The sequence below is a fragment of the Gilvimarinus gilvus genome (genome assembly GCF_030518155.1).
Lineage (GTDB): Bacteria > Pseudomonadota > Gammaproteobacteria > Pseudomonadales > Cellvibrionaceae > Gilvimarinus > Gilvimarinus gilvus.
In genome coordinates, this window is record NZ_JAULRU010000256.1 from 23,951 (window position 1) to 44,352 (window position 20,402).

Consider the following 20,402-nt stretch of genomic DNA (forward strand, 5'->3'; position numbering starts at 1 on the left):
CTAATATCCCGGACATTCCGATTTGCTGACGTTCATCATCCCAGCCACGCCAACCGTTATCTGTCGTTGCCTTGCGCCTGTACACCCTTCCATGTACGCCGTAAATACGATCGGGGCGGTATTGTTAAGACCACCAATTCGGGCCAATTCACCAAGACTGGTATATCTAACGAAAGACACAGCACCATTGTTATCGGCACTGATCACACTATCCTCGTGAGGCTCACCAAATTGCGCAATAACCTCACCGACAACAACCGCTGCCGCGCCGTCTGTTGTGGCATTATCAGTAACCACGAGCCACCCGTCGGTCCAATTACCACCGCAGTCTGTCATCGCTGCATTGGCGCCACATAAGCTAACTCTTTCACCTCGCTTAATTGCCTCTGTGCGCGCAATTTGCAATGCTACCGACAGTTCTTCGGCTAGTGCATCAGAACGATTGTTTTTTATCAATGTGACCATGCTTGGCGTCGCAATGGCTACCAATACACCCACCGTTAGCATCGTCAGCACTAATTCGAGCAAGGTAAAGCCCGAAAATTGTCTGAGACCATGTATTTGTTTAGGTTTAGTGAGAGCGATCCAATTCAAAAGCTTATCTCCAGCTTAGGTGCAATTGACAAACATTTTTCCCATTACTATGTTGTTTAAAGTAACATAAGGATGCGATTGGTGAACGATCGGTAGGATATACGGTTCACAGTTCCGACTGAACGGAGCAACATTCCAATACATACGCCACGGAGGGCGATATGAAACCAAAGGGATTTACCCTCATTGAAGCTATTTCTACCCTGCTTGTACTCGCAATTCTTTGCTCGCTAGCGGCTCCCCCGCTACAGCGGCTGCTGCAGCGTCTGCGGGTTGAGACCACCATGTGGAACCTGATCGAAGCCACCCAACTTACGCGCTCCTACGCTATCAAGGCCAACCGTCGGGCCAGCATGAGAGCCAACGCCTCATGGGAGGAGGGCTGGCAGATATTTTACGACGACAACCACAATGGCGTTTTGGATGCGGGTGAAGTGGCACTTTACGAGGCGCCAGAGTTACACGAAAGCGTAAGGGTGGAGGGCAACCGGCCCGTAGCGGACTATATCTCTTACCTGGGCACAGGCGAGAGCCGCTGGGCCAGCGGCCGCAAAGGTGGCGGGTTTCAGGCCGGTACCTTGACTGTTTGCCCGAAAGAAGACGGGCCTGGCTATGAACTGGTGCTGGCCCGAGGGGGCCGGCTGCGCAAAGAGAAGTTAAAGCCAGAAGAGTGCTAAGTTGCTAACGCAGCTCTTTAGGCAGCGAGAACCGGATATTTTCGGGTATACCCTCTACCTCTTGCGGCGATCTAGCCCCCTGCTCTACCAGCCGCGCAATAACCCGCTGCACCAGGGCCTCGGGCGCGGATGCACCGGCGGTAATACCCACCTGACGCTTACCTGCCAGCCAGGCGTTATCAATTTGCTCTGGGCAGTCGACCAAATAAGCCTCGGCTCCGCAACGCTCGGCCAGTTCCCGCAGCCTGTTGGAATTAGAGCTATTGGGCGAACCCACCACCAGGACTAAATCACACTCCAAAGCCAGCTGACGTACAGCATCTTGCCGGTTGGTGGTGGCATAGCAAATATCGTCTTTTCGCGGACCCTCAATATCCGAGAACTTAGCCCGTAACGCCTCAATGATTTTAGCGGTGTCATCCATAGAGAGCGTGGTTTGGGTAACATAGGCCAGTTGTGAGGGATCTTTCACCTCAAGGGTCGCCACATCATCCTCATCTTCCACAAGGTATATACACCCGCCATTTGAGGCGTCGTACTGCCCCATTGTGCCCTCAACCTCAGGGTGTCCTTCATGGCCAATAAGCACACATTCACGCCCCTCGCGTGAATAGCGCGTCACCTCCATATGTACTTTGGTCACCAGCGGGCAGGTGGCGTCAAACACTTTAAGCTGGCGACGATCGGCCTCATTGCGCACCGCCTGAGAGACACCGTGAGCACTGAAAATAACAATAACATCGTCCGGCACTTCGCTGAGTTCTTCCACAAACACCGCGCCGCGCTCGCGCAGACCATCCACCACAAAGCGGTTATGCACCACCTCGTGACGCACGTAAATCGGCGAGCCAAATACGTCGAGAGCGCGATTAACGATATCAATCGCACGATCAACGCCGGCACAAAAGCCTCTGGGATTGGCGAGCTTAATTTGCATAGATAAGCCTAGGGTTACGGGTTACGGGTTACGGGTTACGGGTTACGGGTTACGGGTTACGGGTTGTCAGATTATGAGTCGAGCCGGCGCCACTCTCCCGTCTCCCGTCTCCCGTCTCCCAATAAGTCAGTGTACCGTTGCCGGCTTTATTTCCAAAATAGCCACTTTGAAAACAATGTCACGTCCAGCCAACGGGTGATTAAAGTCCACGGTAACCTCGTCATCGTTAAAATCAACGACAACACCGGGTAACTCTGTGTTTTGCGCATCGGCAAAGGACAACATTAAGCCCTCCTCCAGCTCAATATTAGCTTCGAATTCGGAGCGGTCCAACACCTGAACGTTATTGGGGTTATGGGCACCAAAGCCTCCCTCAGGGCCGATTACAAATTCCTCTTCAGCGCCTTCTCGCAACCCCAACAACGCCTGCTCAAAGCCCTTGAGCAGCTTGCCATCACCGACTGTAAACTCAGCGGGGTCACTGTCGAAGTTAGAATCCACCAGCTCACCATCGGTTAGTGCGAGGGAAAAATGTAACGTCACAGTAGTGCCGGGACCGACGGATAACTCACGCACGACCAGACTCCTTACGCTTCACTTTGCTTTCTTCAGAAAAAAATAACATATGCACAATCATTAAAAATGCACCAAAACAGATGGCCGCGTCCGCCACGTTGAAAGCGGGAAAATATTTATCCTGGTAGTGCACCGAAATAAAATCGACCACGTAGCCCAGAGTAACCCGGTCGTACAAATTACCAATGGCGCCACCCAATACAAAGCCGAGCGCCATACTTTCGAGCCAGCGCTCGCGCGCAATGCGAAACAGCCAGACCGTAATAAACACACTCATGCCACAGGCGATGGCGGTAAAAAACCAGCGCTGCCAACCCCCGGCGTCACTTAAAAAGCTGAATGCCGCGCCGCGGTTATGCAGTAACGTCCAATCAAAAAAACGGGTAACGGCAACCGGCTGCCCGTAGCTGAGGGACTCCACGGCAATCACCTTACTCCACTGATCGAGCCCAACGACCACCAATGCCAGCAGGTACCAGCCCCAAGGGTGCAGATATTTTTTCATTGCCAGCCCCTTATGCGTAATGGCGGGTTTCGCCGGCACCATCGATGTTATCAACGCAGCGCTGACAAATCGTCGGATGCGCCGCCACCGCACCCACATCAGCGCGGTGGTGCCAGCAGCGCTCGCACTTGGCGTGTTCTGACTTAGCCAGCCCAACTTTCAAGCCTGAAACCTCGGTCGCTACAGCGCTGGCCGGCGCATCGGCAATATCCGCAAGAGCCGCCGTGGAGCTGATTAAAATAAAGCGCAGCTCATCCGCCACTTTACTCAATACCGACTTTAAATTGTCATCGCAGTAAAGCGTTAGTTCGGCGGTGAGGGATGCACCCAGCGCGCCTTCGCCACGAGCCGTTTCCATGACGCGGTTTACGGCAGTTTTCACTTGCGCCACCTGCTGCCAGAAAGCATCACCGAACTCGTCGTCGGCCATAGCCGGCAGCTCGTACCACTCGGCAATAAAAACGTTGCCATCCCGGTCGCCCGGTACCTGCTGCCACATTTCATCTGCGGTAAAGCTCAAAATCGGGGCAATCCAGCGCACCAGCGCTTCCGATAAGTAATACAGCGCCGTTTGCGCAGACAAACGCGGGCGCGAATCGGCCTTGGTGGTGTACTGGCGATCTTTAATAATATCCAGATAAAAACCGCCCAGCTCTACCACACAAAAGTTGTGCAACTTCTGATAAATTTGGTGCAATTGAAAATTGTCGTAGGCGCTGATAATTTCTTGCTGCAACGCCTCGGCACGGCGCACAATCCAGCGGTCCAGCGCCATCATGTTATCACTAGTGACAATATCAGTGGCCGGATCAAAGCCGTTGAGGTTGGCCAACATAAAGCGCGCCGTGTTGCGAATTCTGCGGTAAGAATCTGCAGTACGTTTTAGAATTTCATCGCTCACGCTCATCTCTGAGCTGAAGTCGGTCGCCGCTACCCACAGGCGCAGCACGTCGGCGCCCAACTCGTTCACCACTTTTTGTGGCGAGACGGTATTGCCAATGGACTTTGACATTTTGCGACCTTCGGCATCCACGGTAAAACCGTGCGTCAATACCGTTTTATAGGGCGCAGTGCCGTTCATGGCCATGGCAGTTTTCAATGACGACTGAAACCAACCGCGGTGCTGATCCGACCCTTCAAGGTACAAGTCGGCGGGGTAACGCAAACCTTCGCGCTGCTCCAGCACCGCGTAGTGGGTCACGCCCGAGTCAAACCATACATCCAGTGTATCGGTGACTTTTTGGTATTGATCCGCATCATCCCCCAACAAGGGCGCGGCATCCAGTTCGTACCAGGCATCCATACCTTCGGCCTCTACCGCCTTAGCCACTTGCTCAATTAGCGCTGGCGTATCGGGGTGCAAATCACCGGTTTCTTTGTGCACAAAGAACGCAATAGGAACGCCCCAGGTACGCTGGCGAGAAATACACCAATCCGGGCTGGACTCAAGCATGGAGTCGATACGGGCGCGCCCCCAATTGGGCACCCAATGAACACTTTCGACCGCCTCGGCAACCTGGCCGCGCAAATCATTTTTACTCATGCTTACAAACCACTGCGGCGTAGCACGGAAAATCAATGGCGTTTTGGTGCGCCAGCAATGGGGAAAGCTGTGGGTGATTTTACCTTCGCAAAACAACGCTTGTTTTTCTTGCAGTAAATCGACAACTTTTTGGTCCACTTTGTAGACGTGATCTCCGGCAAATACCGGCACATGATCGCGGTACAGGCCATTATCATCGATATAGTTAAGCGTTTCTATGTCGTACTTCTGGCCGACAATAAAGTCGTCCATGCCGTGATCGGGCGCGGTATGAACGCAGCCGGTACCAGCATCAAGGGTCACGTGATCACCTAATAAAACGGGCACCTGACGATCGTAAAACGGATGCTGCAACACCATGCCCTCAAGGGCTTTACCCGCAACTGTTCCTACCACCTTGTAATCGGCGATATCAGCGCGCGCCATTACAGACTCCAGCAAACCTTCGGCGATCACTAAGCGCTCATCGCCCACTTGTACGGCAACGTAATCCAGCTCGGGGTTCACGCTCACCGCCTGATTGGCGGGAAGAGTCCAGGGCGTCGTGGTCCAGATAACAACCGAAAGCTCACCCTCACCCTGCAATTCGCTAAAGGCGCCAGCGGCCTTAGATTGGTCGGCAAAGGCAAACTTAACGTCGATGCTAAACGAGGTTTTATCCTGGTACTCAACTTCGGCTTCAGCCAACGCCGAGCCCCCCACTACTGACCAGTAAACGGGTTTGAAGCCTCGCTGCAGGTGGCCATTTTCTACGATTTTGCCGAGCGCGCGAATAATGTCCGCCTCGAACTTGAAATCCATGGTGAGGTAAGGGTTGTTCCACTCCCCCAATACACCGAGCCGGACAAAATCTTTTTTCTGACCATCAACCTGGCGCGCGGCATAGGCGCGACACTTTTCACGAAAGGCTTTGACGTCGAGCTTGACGCCGGCCTTGCCGTGTTTTTTCTCAACATTATGCTCAATCGGCAGGCCGTGACAGTCCCAACCGGGAACATAAGGCGCATCAAAACCGCTTAGGGTTTTGCTTTTAACAATGATGTCCTTGAGGACCTTATTAACCGCATGACCAATATGAATATCGCCGTTGGCGTAGGGAGGGCCGTCATGCAGAATATAGGTATCGCGGCCTTTACGGGCGTTGCGAATTTCCTGATACAGCCCCGCCTTATCCCAGGCCTTTAACATCTGGGGTTCGCGCTGCGCCAAATTTGCCTTCATGGCAAAGGGCGTGTGAGGCAAATTCAAGGTCGATTTATAGTCACTCATGGTCGTTAGTCTTACCTAATCGGTGTTAATGTCGACGCCGGCAATAAACGCCCGCCCCCGATGAATATCGTCTTGTAACTGTGCTTTTAACGCATCGAGAGATGCAAACTTGTGCTCATCACGCAACTTTGCGTGAAAACGTATTATCACTGCAACGCCATAAATATCGCGCTCAAAGTCAAACAGATGGACCTCAAGCAAAGGCTCCGGTTCACCCCCCACGGTAGGCTTAATGCCCACGTTGGCGACACCTGCGAACGTCTCGCCGGCGATGTCGGCGCTGATCACAAACACCCCGGATAACGGTGAGCAGTAGCGCTGCAGGCGTATATTGGCTGTAGGCACGCCGATCTCCCGGCCGAGCTTTCTACCATGGCCCACTCTTCCGGCTATACAGAACGGCTGCCCTAAACAGGCTTCAGCTTTGACAAAATCACCACTGGCCAGCAGCTCGCGTATGCGGGTGCTGCTAATACGCTCCGGCCCCATCATAAGCGTGCAGGTATCGGTGACGGAAAAACCCTGCTCAAGGCCCATCGCTTGCAGCAGCCGGAAATCCCCGGCGCGGTCACAGCCAAAGCGAAAGTCATCGCCGACAACTAAGTGCTGAATGCCCAACCCATCTACCAAGATACGATTGACAAACTGTTCGGCGGTTAAACTGCGCAAATCTTCGTTAAAGTTCAGGCACAATACCCGCTCAACACCCGCAGCCGCCAACGCCTGAAGCTTTTCGCGCAACCGCATTAAACGCGCCGGCGCTTTATCACGCGCGAAATACTCGTGCGGCTGGGGCTCAAACAGGATCACCACCGATGGCAAACCCATGTCGCGGGCGGCGTCGTCAAGCTGGCGCAATATGGCCTGATGCCCTAGGTGCACACCATCAAAGGTACCAATGGTTGCTACCGAACCTCGATGATCGGGTCGCAGATTATGTAAACCGCGTATTAATTGCACTCAGGTGTCGTAACTCATTTGTTCGTCCTCTGCGGCCGCCAAAGCTGCCGATCCCGGCGCGAGAGTATACAGCACAGGCAGGTTGTACGCGAGACAGGCAGCGGCTTTGCTGTGCTTTTCAGACTAAAAAGAAGCCTGACGGAAATCTCGCGGACGCAGGCCTGTGGCCAGTAGGGTAAAGCCGTAAACCGCGGCCCCGGCAAGGCACAGTGCCGCGAGACGCCAAACCCGCGCAAGCGCGCTCCAGTCGCCCCACTGTGGCCACACACTAAGCCCCCAAAGCAGCAGTGCCGCCATGGCAATATTGGCTGTCAACACCCGCACCAAAAACGGCGACCAACCCGGGGCCCTGATGTATACGCCCCTCTTTTGCAAGCCGTGATAAAGCAGCGCCACATTGATGTAAGCGGCCAGACTCGTCGCCAGCGCTAGGCCCACAAAGCCCAGCTGATAATAGCTGTGAAGCGGCAGCACAAACACAAGGTTGAGAAGCATATTGGCCGCCATGGCAACAACACCAATTCGCACCGGTGTTTTCATATCCTGGCGCGCATAGAACCCAGGCGCCAATACCTTAATCAACATGAAGGCCATCAGGCCCAGCGCGTACGCTCGCAAACTCATGCTCGCCATCAAGGTATCACGCGGCGTCATCTCACCGTACTGGAATAATGTGGTCAAAATGGGCTCCGCCATAATAACCAAGGCGACAACGGCAGGCGCGGCAATCAAGACCACGATGCGAATGGCCCAATCCAGCGTGCGCGAGAAAGCTTCGGGGTTACTGGCACTGTACTGGCGCGACAGATTGGGCAATATAACCGTGGCAATCGCCACCGCAAAAACCCCCAAAGGCAAATCGGCCAAGCGCTCCGAGTAGTACAACCAAGAGGGGCTGCCATCGGGTAACAGCGAGGCGATAATGGTATCCAGCATTAAATTTATCTGGCTGACCGAAACGCCAAACAGCGCCGGCACCATCAGAGCAAGAATGCGCTTTACCCCGGGGTCTTGCCAATCCAATTTAGGCACCGGGGTAATATTCAGAGGCTTGAGAAACGGCAGCTGAAACAGAAACTGCAGCACACCCGCAGCAAGTACCCCCCAGGCCAACCCCATGGCTGGCGCTTCAAACATAGGCGAAATGATAAGAGCGGCGGCAATTAGGGTGATATTCAACAGCACCGGCGTAAAAGCAGGTATTGCGAAACGGTCGTAACTGTTGAGGATAGCGCCGACAAATCCGCTGAGCGAAATCAACATCAAATAGGGGAAGGTGATGCGAATCATGTCTGTAGCCAGAGCGAACTTCTCCGGGCTATCTACCCGAAAACCCGGTGCGAATACCGTCGCTACCAAAGGAGCACCTGCAACCGCCAAGGCAGTCACAACCAGCAATACCAAACCCAAAGCACCAGCAACACGATCTACCAGCGCCTGCACGGCGGCGTGCGGGCCTTTTTGCCGGTACTCAGACAACACCGGTACAAACGCCTGCGCAAAGGCGCCCTCTGCGAAAAGCCGGCGCATAAAGTTAGGGATTTTAAAGGCCACGATAAACACGTCGGCGCCGCCACCGGCCCCGATGGTGTGAGCAAATACCACGTCGCGTAGTAAACCCAACACGCGCGAGGCCATGGTCATCACCCCTACTTTGGAGCTGGATCTCAGCAAGCCGGGCTTAGGTTTAACGGGGGCTGTCGACACGTTTCGTCCTGCACTGATAGTTGGTAGCGCCATTATCCATACCCCACCACCTCTTGAACAGCGTCAACTTTACTTGCAAATACAAATGATAATACTTATCATTACTATCAAATTACAGGAGGACACATGACCCCCCCCAAACGAATGACTCTGGCTTTGGCCGTCACTATCGCTCTACCCCATGCAACACTTGCCGACTCTAAGGCGGACACCAAGGCCGATCAAAGGGTAGAAACCATGCTGGTGACCGGCCGCGCGCAATCGCTCTATCGTGTCGATGAAACGTCTGTATCCACCCGCATTAACGCCGACCTGACTCGTATACCTGCATCGGTTCAGATCATTAACGCCGACCTTATTGAGGATCAAGGAGCTCGCGATGCCCGCGACTTATACCGCGCCATCAGTGGCGTCAGTGTCTTTAGTTATTCGGGCGTGACCTTTCGCGGCTTTCGCCAGGACGAGGTGCTTTACGACGGTCTGCGCGGCGACCCATACGCGGGCTTCACTGTCCCGCGCCTATTTGGCGTCGATCAGGTAGAGGTTCTGAAAGGCCCCAGTGGCGCTCTTTATGGCGCAGGCGCCCCCGGCGGACTCATCAACTACGCTACCAGTCAGGCCACACTCGAAAACTATGGACGCGCGCAACTGGTCGCCGGTAATTTTGATTTAACCGGCGTGAACGTAGCCGCCACCGGTCAAATAGGCGATTCGGATTTTGGCTATCGCGTGGCCATGCTCAAAGAAACCGAACAACCGTTTCGCGAGCACAGCTCCAACGACAATGATCAGGGTGATTTGGGCTTTATCTGGCTGCCCTCTGACAAAACCAGCATCAAGGTAAAGTACTCCTTTGTTGACCAAACACTGGGCGCAAACCGACTACGAGGCGTGCCGGCCGACGAAGACGGCAACTTTCTGGTAGCGCCAAGCTGGAACCACAATGAGCCCACCGACTTTCTCACCTTGCGCGCAAACTCGGTTTACTCTCGAATCGAACATAGCTTTTCCGATGGTATTCGTCTTGATGTCGCAATGCGCTATTACGACAATCAGGAAAAACAAAACTACCATGAACCACGCGGCCTTTATGATTCCAACGGCGACGGTGTGGACGATATGATGGCGCGCCAATTCCGCGATCAGATTCGCAATAGTGAAGGCACCAGTGCTTACGCCAACTTGGTGTTTGAGTTTGCCACCGGCAGTATCGAGCATCAGCTACTAACAGGGCTTGAATACTACAACGAAGACAGTGACTTCAAGGCCAAGCGGGGCAGCCCAATTGAATCCGGCGGTGTTGTGCCACCGTTAAGCCTGTACGACCCACTGTATGGCCAAACCTCGCGCGCGCAATACGGTTTAGACCTGCGTGGCTGGGAGAGCGATACCACCTCAAGCCTCACGCAATCGGGCCTCTACATTCAGGACTTGGTTCGCGTCTCCGAGCGCTTCGACATACTCGCCAGCCTTCGCTTCAATGATTTTGAAAGTGACAGTAACGGCGTAACCGACAGCGACTCTGCTACTACCTATCGCTTAGGTGGCGTGTATCACATCACTGAGAATCTAAACACTTACCTCAGTTACAGCGAAGGTTTTGAACCACAGTCGGCCGCAAACCAAGACACCGACAAAGGCGGGCCATTCGCGCCAGAAGAAAGCGAAAATATGGAGCTGGGCGCAAAACTCAACCTGTGGGACGGGCGTGCACGCCTTAATCTGGCGATTTATGAAACTGAAAAACGCAATGTACTACAAGGCAACCCCGAGGGCGATGTAGACGGCGATGGCGTCGATGACTTAGTAGCTATCGGCAAAGTGCGCAGCCGTGGTTTTGAGTTCGACCTCAGTGCTGACTTGCAGCCGCTGTGGACCATGACTTTAAACTATGGCTACAACCGCACCCGCGTACTGGAGGCGACCACAGGCATTACCAACGCCACTGGTGACAAGTTTGCCAACACGCCTGAACATCAAATCGGTCTCTGGACCCGCTACGATTTTCCCTCCATTAGCTCGGCGATTGCTTTCGGGGCAGATTACAAATCGGATCAAATCAGCATTCAAGGTGATTATGTGAAGCCTTACACCACTTTCGACGCCAGCTGGCAAAGCGAATGGGACTTGTGGAAGCTACAACTCAACGTAAGCAATTTGTTCAATAAGGAATACGCAGAGAGCGGGTTTATTCATCGCACTGGCCACTTTCCCGGCGAGCCTCGCCGCGTTGTCGCCACCCTAAGCCGCACGTTCTAAGTTACATTCTGTGCGCCAACCTGGGAAAACAATAACTCGACAGCAATGGTTTCGCCTGCACAGTTTTGCCGGCGCGAGTTTCGCCTTGCTGCTGTTTTTTGTTTCGCTAACCGGCACTTTAGCGGTATTCGCCTATGAAATTGATTGGTTGATTACACCCGAGCTGCGCGTCAGTGCCGAAGGCCGGGCTCCACTGCCCGCAGGCACGTTGTTGGCAGCCGCGCACTCGGCCGCTAAAGATGGGCAGGTAAGCTCGCTTCGGTTGCTACCTCCGTTTATGGCCAGTGAAGCCATTTTGCGAACGGCCAGTGGCGAGCTAAACCGAATTTACATCGACCCCTATACCGCTAAAGTTATAGCGATACAGCCATGGTTTAACGCCCACCGATTTTTACGTCAAACCCATCGCCATCTCATGTTGCCACTCAAGTGGGGCCTAACCATAGTGTGCTTGCTCAGCCTTCCACTATTGCTTTCACTTGCCTCCGCATTTCCGATATACAAAAAGTGGTGGCAGGGCTTCGCTAAGCGGCCCAAACCTAACACTCCACCAAGGCGCTGGTGGGGCGACCTGCACCGACTCATTGGCTTATGGTGCGTGCCTTTCATTGCACTTATAGCCATTACCGGGCTGTGGTACCTCATCGAACGCTGGGGTGGCGCCGCACCTTCTGCCACCAAACCATTGGCTGATTTGGCGACCCTCAACCAGCCCCACAATGCCGTCAAACTAAATGCCGCCATTGACCAAGCACTAAACAATTGGCCCGACTTTGTATTGAAGGGCATAATTGTGCAGCCCAACAAGCCATTACTACTGCAAGGGCAAGCGAGCGCCTGGCTGGTGCGCGACCGGGCCAACACTTTGGCTGTGGATGCCAACACCGCAACCACGTTAACGAAGCGGCAAGGCGAGTCGCTCACGGTCCACCAGCGCATAGCTGAAATGGCAGACCCTCTACACTTTGGCACCTTTGCCGGCTACTTGACAAAATTTATCTGGTTTTTATTTGGCGCCATGATGACGGCCCTATGCGCCAGCGGGTTTTGGCTCTGCGCCCTCAGACTCGGCACACGCCGCAGCGGGCCAAAATTGGGTAAGGCCTGGCAACACATGGGCTGGAGCCGCTGGCCACAAATGGGATTAGTGGCCGCCAGCCTCGCACTTGCCCTAATGGCCATATTCTGAATAATTTTCTGGTTGACACATACGCCCACAACAGATACTGTACATTTAAACAGTATCGCAATGGAGGTAAACCATGGCTGTAGTTGCCGTCTGGAAATGTGACCGGGATGGAAAGATGTTTGATGATAAAAAAGCCGCTGAAGCTCACGACAAAATGCTGGAGTTGGCGGCCAATATTACCGATTTAATTGAAAATTCGGTTAAAGGCATTAGCGAGGAACACAGCGAAGCCATTGGCCTGCTGCTGGCAGGTAAGAGTGAAGTGCTGGCCAAAGCCTGTAAGGGCAAGCCCGAACTACTGCTCGAAGAGGCCAGTGACGACAGCGTTACTCCGCTTGTGGCCAATCAATAGTTTACCCGCTGGATTCACCCCTGCGCCGGACGGCACCACCACGCCGTCACTCCACACGGCGCTCGCGGTGGTGCACCGCTTCCACAACGCATCACCGCTGCTTTTACCGCCGCACTCCCCTCAACGGTGCGGCGGCTTTTTAGTATTAGGGAACCTTAGAACAACTCGACGGTGCTTCCACCTGCCGATTCTTCTTCCGCAGCAGGGGCTTTCACCTCAAGCTCAGCTAAATCAGTGGCCATTTGCTTGAGAATATACTCCACCGTGTTGCTAATTTCCACGGTACTCTTCTCAGCCGCTTCGTTATGATTAAGCATTTTTTCAATAATGTCCGTCAGATAATTTTCCTGTTCAAGCGTCAACTGCAGTACGTGGAAACTCATTTTCAGCTCCATTGAATAATCATCCAAAAGCTCTTTCTTCTCACCACTGTCAACATTCACCAAGCTTAGCAACTGCTGAACTAATTCCTGCATAACCTCTGTCGCCTCGTTGACAATACGTTGCCTTAATATCTCTCGGTAGCGCGCCTCCAGCGCCTCTACCAGTACAGCGACATAGTCACGCAACTCACCTTTCTCGACAGAATCCACAGGAACATTTTTCACCAAAAAAGATACGTGATCATCATTGACCATCATGCGCTGGGCAAACTCGTACAGACGCCCTTTCTCTTTCAAAACCTCAAATATATTAACTTCGGTAGGGCTACACACCCCCATATCCTGATCGTAACTACTGACCGTATTCTTGCTCCTAAACTCAATCGCCGTGCGCAACCCTTTCCCGGCGCTAAAGCGAAAAAATTCCCGGGACAATTGCTCTTCGTCAGTACACACCAGAATGTTTTTAAAAAACTGAACAATGTCCCCGTAATACGCAGTCTGCTGTAACGAGCGCATCACCATTTGCTGCGATTCTTTGTTGCGGTCAGACATATCGCGACTGCGCAACTGATAAGTGGCCATCTGACGAATTTTTGCCATCAGCTCCCTGATCGAAAAGGGCTTCTCAATGAAGTCCATGCCGCCAGCCTCGTAAGCCTCCAGCCGACTGGCAAACTCCTTCGCGCCAGAAATAAAAATAGTACTGACGTTATCACCGAGCTCGCCACTGCCCGACAGGTCAACGCCGCGACCATCAGGTAAGTTCAGGTCGATAATGACAATATCGGGAGAAAAATCTTGTAACGCTTCGCGCGCCCCCCTCAAACAATCAGTCGTACGCACATTGTAATTATCACTCAAACTTTCGTTGAGCAAGTTCAGGTACTGTACATCGTCTTCGACAATCAGAATATTTGCCCGTTCGGCGCCACTGTGTCGCTCGTCCGCCCCCTCTACGTATGTATCGCGCAGAGTGCTAAATTCCTCTGGTGTGCCAAAATAGTAACCCTGCCCCCGATCACAGCCGTTGCGCGCCAGAAAATCGGCGGTTTCCTCATCTTCAATGCCAACCGCCACGACTCGCATGCTGAACCTATTCGCGTTGTGCATCGCACTGCGCATCGCGTCCTTACATCGCTCTTTGGTTAACAAGCTTTTCACCAAATCGCGGTCGAGTTTTATTTCATCGATCACCACATCATCCGGCAACGACTGGCTTGATTCCGCAACCGAAAATCCATCGAGAGAAATACAAAACCCTTTTAGATGTAACTCCATCAAAGACTTGCGCACAGTCTCAGAAAGAAAGTCCGGCTCCAGCAAACCAGTAAATTCTAAGGTGATTTTTTGTCGTGGAACTTTATGTTGTTTAAGCGTCTTACCTAGAGCTTTACCAAATCCGTCAATGTGTAACAGGCTACGATCAACGTTAATCGCGACATTAATATCGGTGCCTTGTTCAGATAGGGCAATCCAGTCGTTTGCCACTAGTGCCACCACCCGTTCGGTCAATTCTCGCATCTTGTGCATGGAATCCACCATAGGAAGAAAGGCGCCAGGTATCATCAAGCCATGCTCTGGATGTTTGAGCCGCACAAACGCTTCGGCACCGGTAAACCCTGTGTCGCGAGACAGGGAAAACTGTGGCTGATAAACCACTGTAAACCAATCTTCTGCGAACGCTTTTTCTACATCATCACTGGATATTTCTTTACTGATACCACTGACTGACTCCATACATCGCTCCACTAATCCACATCCAAGGTTACGCGAACAGCATTTAACAGCTCAATTTGGCTGTAGGGTTTATGCAGTATATTTGCCGCTAAATCCTCATTAACGGTATTATTGGCGACATCAGCGTAACCGCTGACCAACCGAATTTTTATATCTGGGGCAATCTTGTAAGCTAGCTCAGCCAGATCAAAACCGTTGCCATCGGGCATAATGACATCCGAGAGCAATAGGTCCAGACTTTGAGTTTCCAATATTGTTGTCGCAGCGGCCACACCGTTGGCCGTAAATACAGTGTAGCCGGCTTTTTGCAAGGTTTTAGAGCAAGTTTCAATCAGAGCCTTTTCATCATCGACCACCAATATCGTTTCACTCCCCCCGACAGCCGCCTCCACTTCAACTGCTTGCGGCGCTACCGTTACGGTTTCAGCCAACTGAGGTATATATAAGATGAACGTGGTGCCAACGTCTGCTTTTGACTTCAGCCTTATAAAACCACCCATCTGACGCATATAGCCATACACCTGACTTAACCCTAAGCCTGTGCCTTTATCGCCCTTGGTTGAGAAAAACGGATCAAACACCTTATCTAATATGTCACTGGGAATACCACAACCATCATCTTTAACCGAAATGGCTAGGTACTCCCCAGGAGTGACATCGTAGAATTTGGCCATAGATTCTGGAACTTCAATGCAAGCTCGCGTACTGATCCACAAATTGCCGCCGCCCTCCATGGCATGCATAGCGTTGATACTTAGATTCAAGATGGCATCTTCTAAAAAATCAGCATTTATATTGGCAAGATAACCAGTATCATCAATATCCAGGTGCACTGTTATGCTCGGTGTCATGGTACGACTCAACACGTATTGCATAGCTTCAACGATTTCACCGAGATTGACCTTAGATGTTTCCATTTTTCGATGTTTGGACAGGTACAACAGGCGTTTCGTTAGCTTGCCACCGCGCTCAGCGGCGCGATCTATTTCGCGAATATAGCGAAAAGCGGGCTCATCTTCGTCAACCTCGTCTTCCAGCAGGTTCGCGTAGCCAGCGATCACTCCCAGAATGTTATTAAAATCGTGGGCAATGCCCCCCGTTAGCTTGCCTAAAGCCTCCATTTTTTGACTGTGAAATAATCGCCGCTCCTGCTCTTTGACTTCCGTTAAGTCATGGCAGGTGCCAAGAAAACGGCGACCTCCCTGGTCGGATCTGGGTAATTCCGCAACCGACAATCGCAGAGGGAAATGGCTTCCATTTTTATGCAGCCCCTCCAATTCACGTCCTAAACCAATCACTTTGGCCTGCCCGGTTTGCAGGTAATTGCTTATATAGCCGTCATGAGCATCGGCAATGCCCTTGGGCATCAGCATGTTCACCTTCTTCCCGATAGCCTCACGTTGCTGGTAGCCAAACATATGAACCGCCGCTTGGTTAAACGTCAAAATGACACCGCGATCATTAATGGTAATCGCTGCATCAGCCATGGCATTGAGAATATCGGACTGTTCCTGCTCGCGGCGGGCCAGCGCTGATAGCGCCTCTCGTTGGCGCGTTACATCCCCCACCAAGGCAATGTAGCCCTCCCCCCCATTGTCGCCAAGCGGTGTAATATTCCACTCGGCAATAATCATTTTTCCGGTACCCAGGCGATGATAAATGTTGCGCCGGGTGTGGCGTACCCGCGGATCAAACAGCTCTCGACGTTCCTGCTCAGTCACTTCGGCCCACAATAGTGTGTCCGCGTTCGCACCAATGGCGTCATCCGCTGAAATCGCAAAGATTCGAGCAGCAGCAGGATTCCACGCCGTAATCTTGCGTGCATGATCGAGCTCAATCGCGCCTAGAGGAGAGTTTTCAAGTTGACGGGTAAGTTGCGCATTACCGCGACGCAGGGCAATCAATTCCGACTCGTGCCCCACTTCGTGGCCGGCACGGCAGAGTATCCGCTCGGTGCAGTAATCACCCGCAAGAAAAGTGGCCGATGAAACGATACCCCACACACCGACCATTGCATCGCCCGCATTGGTGTCAAACAACGGCAACGCATGATAGTAAAGAGGGGAGGCGGCTGCGGTCGTGTGGGTCCATTCGACGCACACCGCGCGTAAAGATGATTGCGCCTGAGCGTTAGCCGCCAGCAAACACTCCAGGCACAAGTCTTCTGAATCGAGTCCACTATAAGCCAAAGGCTCAAGAGCGCAGTCATTGTGTCGATAAAAAAAGACGCTGGCACAGTTACCGGCGACAGCGGCGGCCTCATCAACTTTCCATTGAATCCACTCAAGTCCGGTACTGACATCCGCAGCCGCCGGAAAATGTGTTATTGCAGGGGTATTATCCTTCATTGTCTTACCAAATCACACGAGAATTGGCAATTTACGGGCAACCTTAATGAGACCATCGAAATCATCCCTGGTAGATATTATGGTTCTGGGGCACCAAGTTCCCGATCCAGAGTGCCCTAGCAGGCTGTTGAAAAAACCCTTGCATGCTCAGCGAGGCCCGATGCGTGCAGATGTCGTGCCTTGTCTCGACGGACAGGGTGGTTCCCTTTCCTAGAGGCAAGGAGCGGCACATGTGCGCTTCTGGCCTCGCCCTGCGGGACTTCCAGGCTGGCCCGTACTCGTCGTTGCCACTTTTCGATAGGTGGGCACACACCGTCAAAGTAGCGCCTAGATTACGAACCAGCCTGAGAGTCTGAGTACGTAGGGTTTTTTCAACAGCCTGCTAGCCTACTAATCTATAGGCGAATACGCCCGTGGCGTCAAAAAACAAGTCCAAATTGGCTAATTTATCAACGACAGCGCACCTCAATAAAAGCAATACGTGTACTATTTTCCCCGGCGAGAGCACCGAAGCACCTTGTGATTAGGGTAGAATACCCCAGGCGATACAGGAGAAACGCGTGACTTTAACTGACTGGATAAACCTCAGCGCCACCCTTTGGCTCTTCGTGGCCTGGATGGGGTATGCCCGCTTTGCCCGTAAAAGGGCCCGCACTGATCACTGCCTGGCGTCCGTCCTGCAAATTCACCGTAAAACCTGGATGATGGAATTACTCAACCGCGAGAACCGCATTGCCGATACGGCATTGGTGGCCAGCCTGGAGCGCAACGTATCCTTCCTGGCATCAACATCCATCCTGATAATTGCCGGTTTGGTGACCATAATGGCATCTATCGACAAGGTATACGTAACCCTAAGCGCCCTGCCTTTTGCCAATGAGACCATGACACCACGTCACATGCAGCTAAAAGTTATCTTGCTGTTAATGATTTATGTCTACGCGTTTTTTACTCTGACCTGGGCTATGCGCCAGTATGGATTTTGCGCCATTTTGTTTGGTGCCGCTCCCGCTCACGATGCCAACATCTCCGCTGAAGAAAAAGCACGCTACGCATCCAGTACTGCAAAAATTATTGATCAAGCTGGCCACAGCTATAACTACGGCTTGCGCGCATACTATTTTTCACTGGCAATATTGCCTTGGTTTTTTAACACTTGGATATTTATCGCCGCAGTGGCAGCCGTGGTCGGTGTGTTGTATCGCCGGGAGTTTCACTCTACAACGCTTAGAGCCTTGGTTCGAGATCTAAAACTAAGAGATGAAGCCTCGAGCTAGCGTATGTGTAACACCCCGTCCTCACCGTGCTCAAAATGCATTAGAAGGACAGCAGTGAGTACTGACGAATAATTTTAACCAACCGCTCTATGCGCTCATTCGACAATTGACGATAATCGAGATAAGGCGAAACAATTACCCGTTGAGCAGGTGCAATTGCAAAATGTGCATCGAGCCATTGCAACTTTGGAATGTTTAAAGTCGCGGCATACCCCTTTCCCGCTATTATGTGCAAAGCATCGTCTTTCCAAGGAGGTGCCGTAAAAAGCAATGCCAAGCGCGAACCTGCCTGCAACAATTGTTGATCGCGATATTCTTGCCATGTCGGGGGCGAGCTATTAGCAACGATTAGCTCTGGCGCCAGGGAATAGATAAACTTGGCGTACACATTAAACAATTTGCGCCAATGGTTACTGCTATTGGACACGATATGATGAAGCTCGCCAGGCAGTAAAGGCACCAAACAGCGCCGGCGGGAATAGTCATCCAAAGGGGGCCGGTTGGCGATACAAAAGGCGATGCCGTAATCCGCTTCACCTATGCCAGCTACCAAGGCAAAACCTCTCCGTTGGAATGCCAAAAGGTACCGGTATTTGCCAGATTTAACTCATTGATGCGAGCTATTAAACGCTCGGCAGCTTGATCCGGGGTAATGTCACCATAGCCACCTATCATGTCGGTACCTACCAAACCTGGATGCAATATCGCAACCGCCACACCGCGACCTTTTAAATCCTGTGCCAATGACATGCCGGCGGCATTTAAGGCCGCTTTGGACATACGATAGCCATATCGACCACCGCTGGTGTTGTCACTGATTGAACCCATGCGGCTGGTAACTAACGCCACCTTGGCGTTGTCGCCCAGATTGTTTGCCAAGGCCTCTGTCACACGCAGGGGGGCAAGAGCATTGATTTCAAATTGATCCCGAATAGTCTCGATATTCAAATTGCCCAGTTGTTCGTCCCGCAAAATGCCAGCATTGTTGATCAGCACATCAATATTAACGCCCTGCAACGCGCCGCTTAATGTTTCGATCCCTTGATCCGTGCTGACATCAACGTCTTCAATAATCTGCGCACCAGATTGCCCAAGCTCGGGCGAGGCTTCGCGACAAGCCGCAAATACCTTTGCGCCGTTTGCCAGATAATGCTTTACAAAAGACAAGCCTATTCCGCGATTCGCACCCGTAATTACAACGTTCATACATCAAACTCCTTAAAGTGTTTTATGGCCGTCAGTCGCCGCAATACTTACCGTTTAGGTTAACATAGCTCCGATTCATACTTACACCGGAGACGATGGATGAGCACATTAATTATTGGAGCAGGTGGACAAATAGGCCAAATGATTGCTGCAAACCTACGCCAGGCCGGCGAGCCGGTCCGTGCCATGGTGCGCTCGCACAATCAAAACTTGGCCGCAATGGGAGCCGAACTGTTCATCGGTGATCTAGAACAAGATTTCAGAACAGCCATTGATGGCTGTGCAAAGGTTGTTTTCACCGCGGGATCTGGCGCAAAGACTGGAGCCGATAAAACCATATTGGTGGATCTATGGGGTGCGATGAAAGCCATTGATTATGCGGCCGACGCGGGCGTTGAACACTTTGTGATGGTTAGCAGTCGCGGCGCCGACAATCCAGACCTGGGGCCGGTCGCCATCAAACACTATTCGGTCTGTAAGAAATTAGCCGATGACCACCTAATGCGCAGCACAGTGCCTTATACCATTCTACGCCCTGGGCGCTTAGTAGACAGCCCAGAAACGGGGAGAATTAGCACCACCATGCCCAACGCACCAGAACAACAGGTTATAACTAGAGCCGATGTGGCCGCCACCACTGCTTTTTGTTTGCAAAACACACAGGCGGCGAACAGAATTTATCCGCTAGTAAACGGCGAGAATACTTTAAGTGATGCACTATTGACCTAAGCGGCCGGGCCAACGTACAAACATCTAAGGAGCCTCTGATTAAACCTCCAGTCGTCTGCACGAATCCAAAATGCTCCGTACGTAAGGCGTTTTTCGCAGGTAATGGCCGTAGCCCCTGGCAAGAAAAAAAACGCCAACCAAGGAGTGTTTT

17 protein-coding genes are annotated in these 20,402 nt (G+C 52.3%); 6 read left to right on the top strand and 11 right to left on the bottom strand.

Translation table 11 applies throughout. The features are described 5' to 3' along the window. Complete coding sequence (locus tag QWI17_RS03420; protein ID WP_302721100.1) at nt 1-594, bottom strand: GspH/FimT family pseudopilin; 594 nt, start codon at nt 592-594, stop codon at nt 1-3. A gap of 161 nt (nt 595-755) precedes the next feature. Between QWI17_RS03420 and QWI17_RS03425 the strand changes: the two genes are divergently transcribed. Continuing rightward, a complete protein-coding gene (locus tag QWI17_RS03425; protein WP_302721101.1) occupies nt 756-1,271 on the top strand; it encodes a GspH/FimT family pseudopilin in 516 nt (171 codons plus the stop codon). A gap of 4 nt (nt 1,272-1,275) precedes the next feature. Here the strand turns inward: QWI17_RS03425 and ispH are convergent, their stop codons facing one another. The 6 genes from ispH to murJ form a co-directional block, all read right to left on the bottom strand. Then, nucleotides 1,276-2,208 (bottom strand): 4-hydroxy-3-methylbut-2-enyl diphosphate reductase, encoded by a 933-nt coding sequence (gene ispH, locus QWI17_RS03430; RefSeq protein ID WP_302721102.1) that lies wholly within the window; start codon nt 2,206-2,208, stop codon nt 1,276-1,278. Between the two features lie 126 nt (nt 2,209-2,334). After that, nucleotides 2,335-2,784 carry an FKBP-type peptidyl-prolyl cis-trans isomerase gene (locus QWI17_RS03435; protein ID WP_302721103.1) on the bottom strand — a complete coding sequence of 150 codons (450 nt, stop codon included), beginning with the start codon at nt 2,782-2,784 and terminating at the stop codon, nt 2,335-2,337. After that, entirely contained in the window at nt 2,777-3,289 is a 513-nt protein-coding gene (lspA, locus tag QWI17_RS03440) for a signal peptidase II (RefSeq protein ID WP_302721104.1), read from the bottom strand. Before lspA ends, QWI17_RS03435 begins: the two co-directional genes overlap by 8 nt. Before the next feature lie 10 nt (nt 3,290-3,299). Continuing rightward, nucleotides 3,300-6,101, bottom strand: coding sequence for an isoleucine--tRNA ligase (gene ileS / locus QWI17_RS03445; protein WP_302721105.1), 2,802 nt, complete (start codon nt 6,099-6,101; stop codon nt 3,300-3,302). Between the two features lie 15 nt (nt 6,102-6,116). Further along, entirely contained in the window at nt 6,117-7,061 is a 945-nt protein-coding gene (ribF, locus tag QWI17_RS03450; RefSeq protein WP_302721106.1) for a bifunctional riboflavin kinase/FAD synthetase, read from the bottom strand. 123 nt (nt 7,062-7,184) lie between these two features. Next, entirely contained in the window at nt 7,185-8,801 is a 1,617-nt protein-coding gene (gene murJ, locus QWI17_RS03455; protein ID WP_370659602.1) for a murein biosynthesis integral membrane protein MurJ, read from the bottom strand. A 93-nt stretch (nt 8,802-8,894) separates the two neighbouring features. Between murJ and QWI17_RS03460 the strand changes: the two genes are divergently transcribed. From QWI17_RS03460 to QWI17_RS03470, 3 genes are all read left to right on the top strand, one after another. Continuing rightward, a complete protein-coding gene (locus QWI17_RS03460) occupies nt 8,895-11,027 on the top strand; it encodes a TonB-dependent siderophore receptor (protein WP_302721108.1) in 2,133 nt (710 codons plus the stop codon). A 10-nt stretch (nt 11,028-11,037) separates the two neighbouring features. Beyond that, nucleotides 11,038-12,216 carry a PepSY-associated TM helix domain-containing protein gene (locus QWI17_RS03465; RefSeq protein ID WP_302721109.1) on the top strand — a complete coding sequence of 393 codons (1,179 nt, stop codon included), beginning with the start codon at nt 11,038-11,040 and terminating at the stop codon, nt 12,214-12,216. 73 nt (nt 12,217-12,289) lie between these two features. Further along, nucleotides 12,290-12,568 carry a YebG family protein gene (locus QWI17_RS03470; RefSeq protein WP_302721110.1) on the top strand — a complete coding sequence of 93 codons (279 nt, stop codon included), beginning with the start codon at nt 12,290-12,292 and terminating at the stop codon, nt 12,566-12,568. Between the two features lie 155 nt (nt 12,569-12,723). On the opposite strand, the gene QWI17_RS03475 is transcribed toward QWI17_RS03470, so the two are convergent. After that, nucleotides 12,724-14,691, bottom strand: a complete 1,968-nt coding sequence (locus tag QWI17_RS03475; protein ID WP_302721111.1) for an EAL domain-containing protein — start codon at nt 14,689-14,691, stop codon at nt 12,724-12,726. A gap of 11 nt (nt 14,692-14,702) precedes the next feature. Continuing rightward, complete coding sequence (locus QWI17_RS03480) at nt 14,703-17,039, bottom strand: hybrid sensor histidine kinase/response regulator (RefSeq protein ID WP_302721112.1); 2,337 nt, start codon at nt 17,037-17,039, stop codon at nt 14,703-14,705. A 560-nt stretch (nt 17,040-17,599) separates the two neighbouring features. On the opposite strand from QWI17_RS03480, the gene QWI17_RS03485 reads away from it, so the two are divergent. Then, a complete protein-coding gene (locus tag QWI17_RS03485) occupies nt 17,600-18,316 on the top strand; it encodes a DUF599 domain-containing protein (RefSeq protein WP_302721113.1) in 717 nt (238 codons plus the stop codon). Nucleotides 18,317-18,356: 40 nt separating this feature from the next. On the opposite strand, the gene QWI17_RS03490 is transcribed toward QWI17_RS03485, so the two are convergent. Together QWI17_RS03490 and QWI17_RS03495 are read right to left on the bottom strand one after the other, a co-directional pair. Next, nucleotides 18,357-18,869 (bottom strand): DUF6942 family protein, encoded by a 513-nt coding sequence (locus QWI17_RS03490; protein WP_302721114.1) that lies wholly within the window; start codon nt 18,867-18,869, stop codon nt 18,357-18,359. Then, nucleotides 18,863-19,522 carry an SDR family oxidoreductase gene (locus tag QWI17_RS03495; RefSeq protein ID WP_302721115.1) on the bottom strand — a complete coding sequence of 220 codons (660 nt, stop codon included), beginning with the start codon at nt 19,520-19,522 and terminating at the stop codon, nt 18,863-18,865. The genes QWI17_RS03490 and QWI17_RS03495 overlap by 7 nt, the downstream gene beginning before the upstream one ends. 99 nt (nt 19,523-19,621) lie before the next feature. Here QWI17_RS03495 and QWI17_RS03500 point away from each other — a divergent pair, with 99 nt between their 5' ends. Then, nucleotides 19,622-20,251, top strand: coding sequence for an SDR family oxidoreductase (locus tag QWI17_RS03500; protein ID WP_302721116.1), 630 nt, complete (start codon nt 19,622-19,624; stop codon nt 20,249-20,251). The last annotated feature ends 151 nt before the right edge of the window (nt 20,252-20,402 follow it).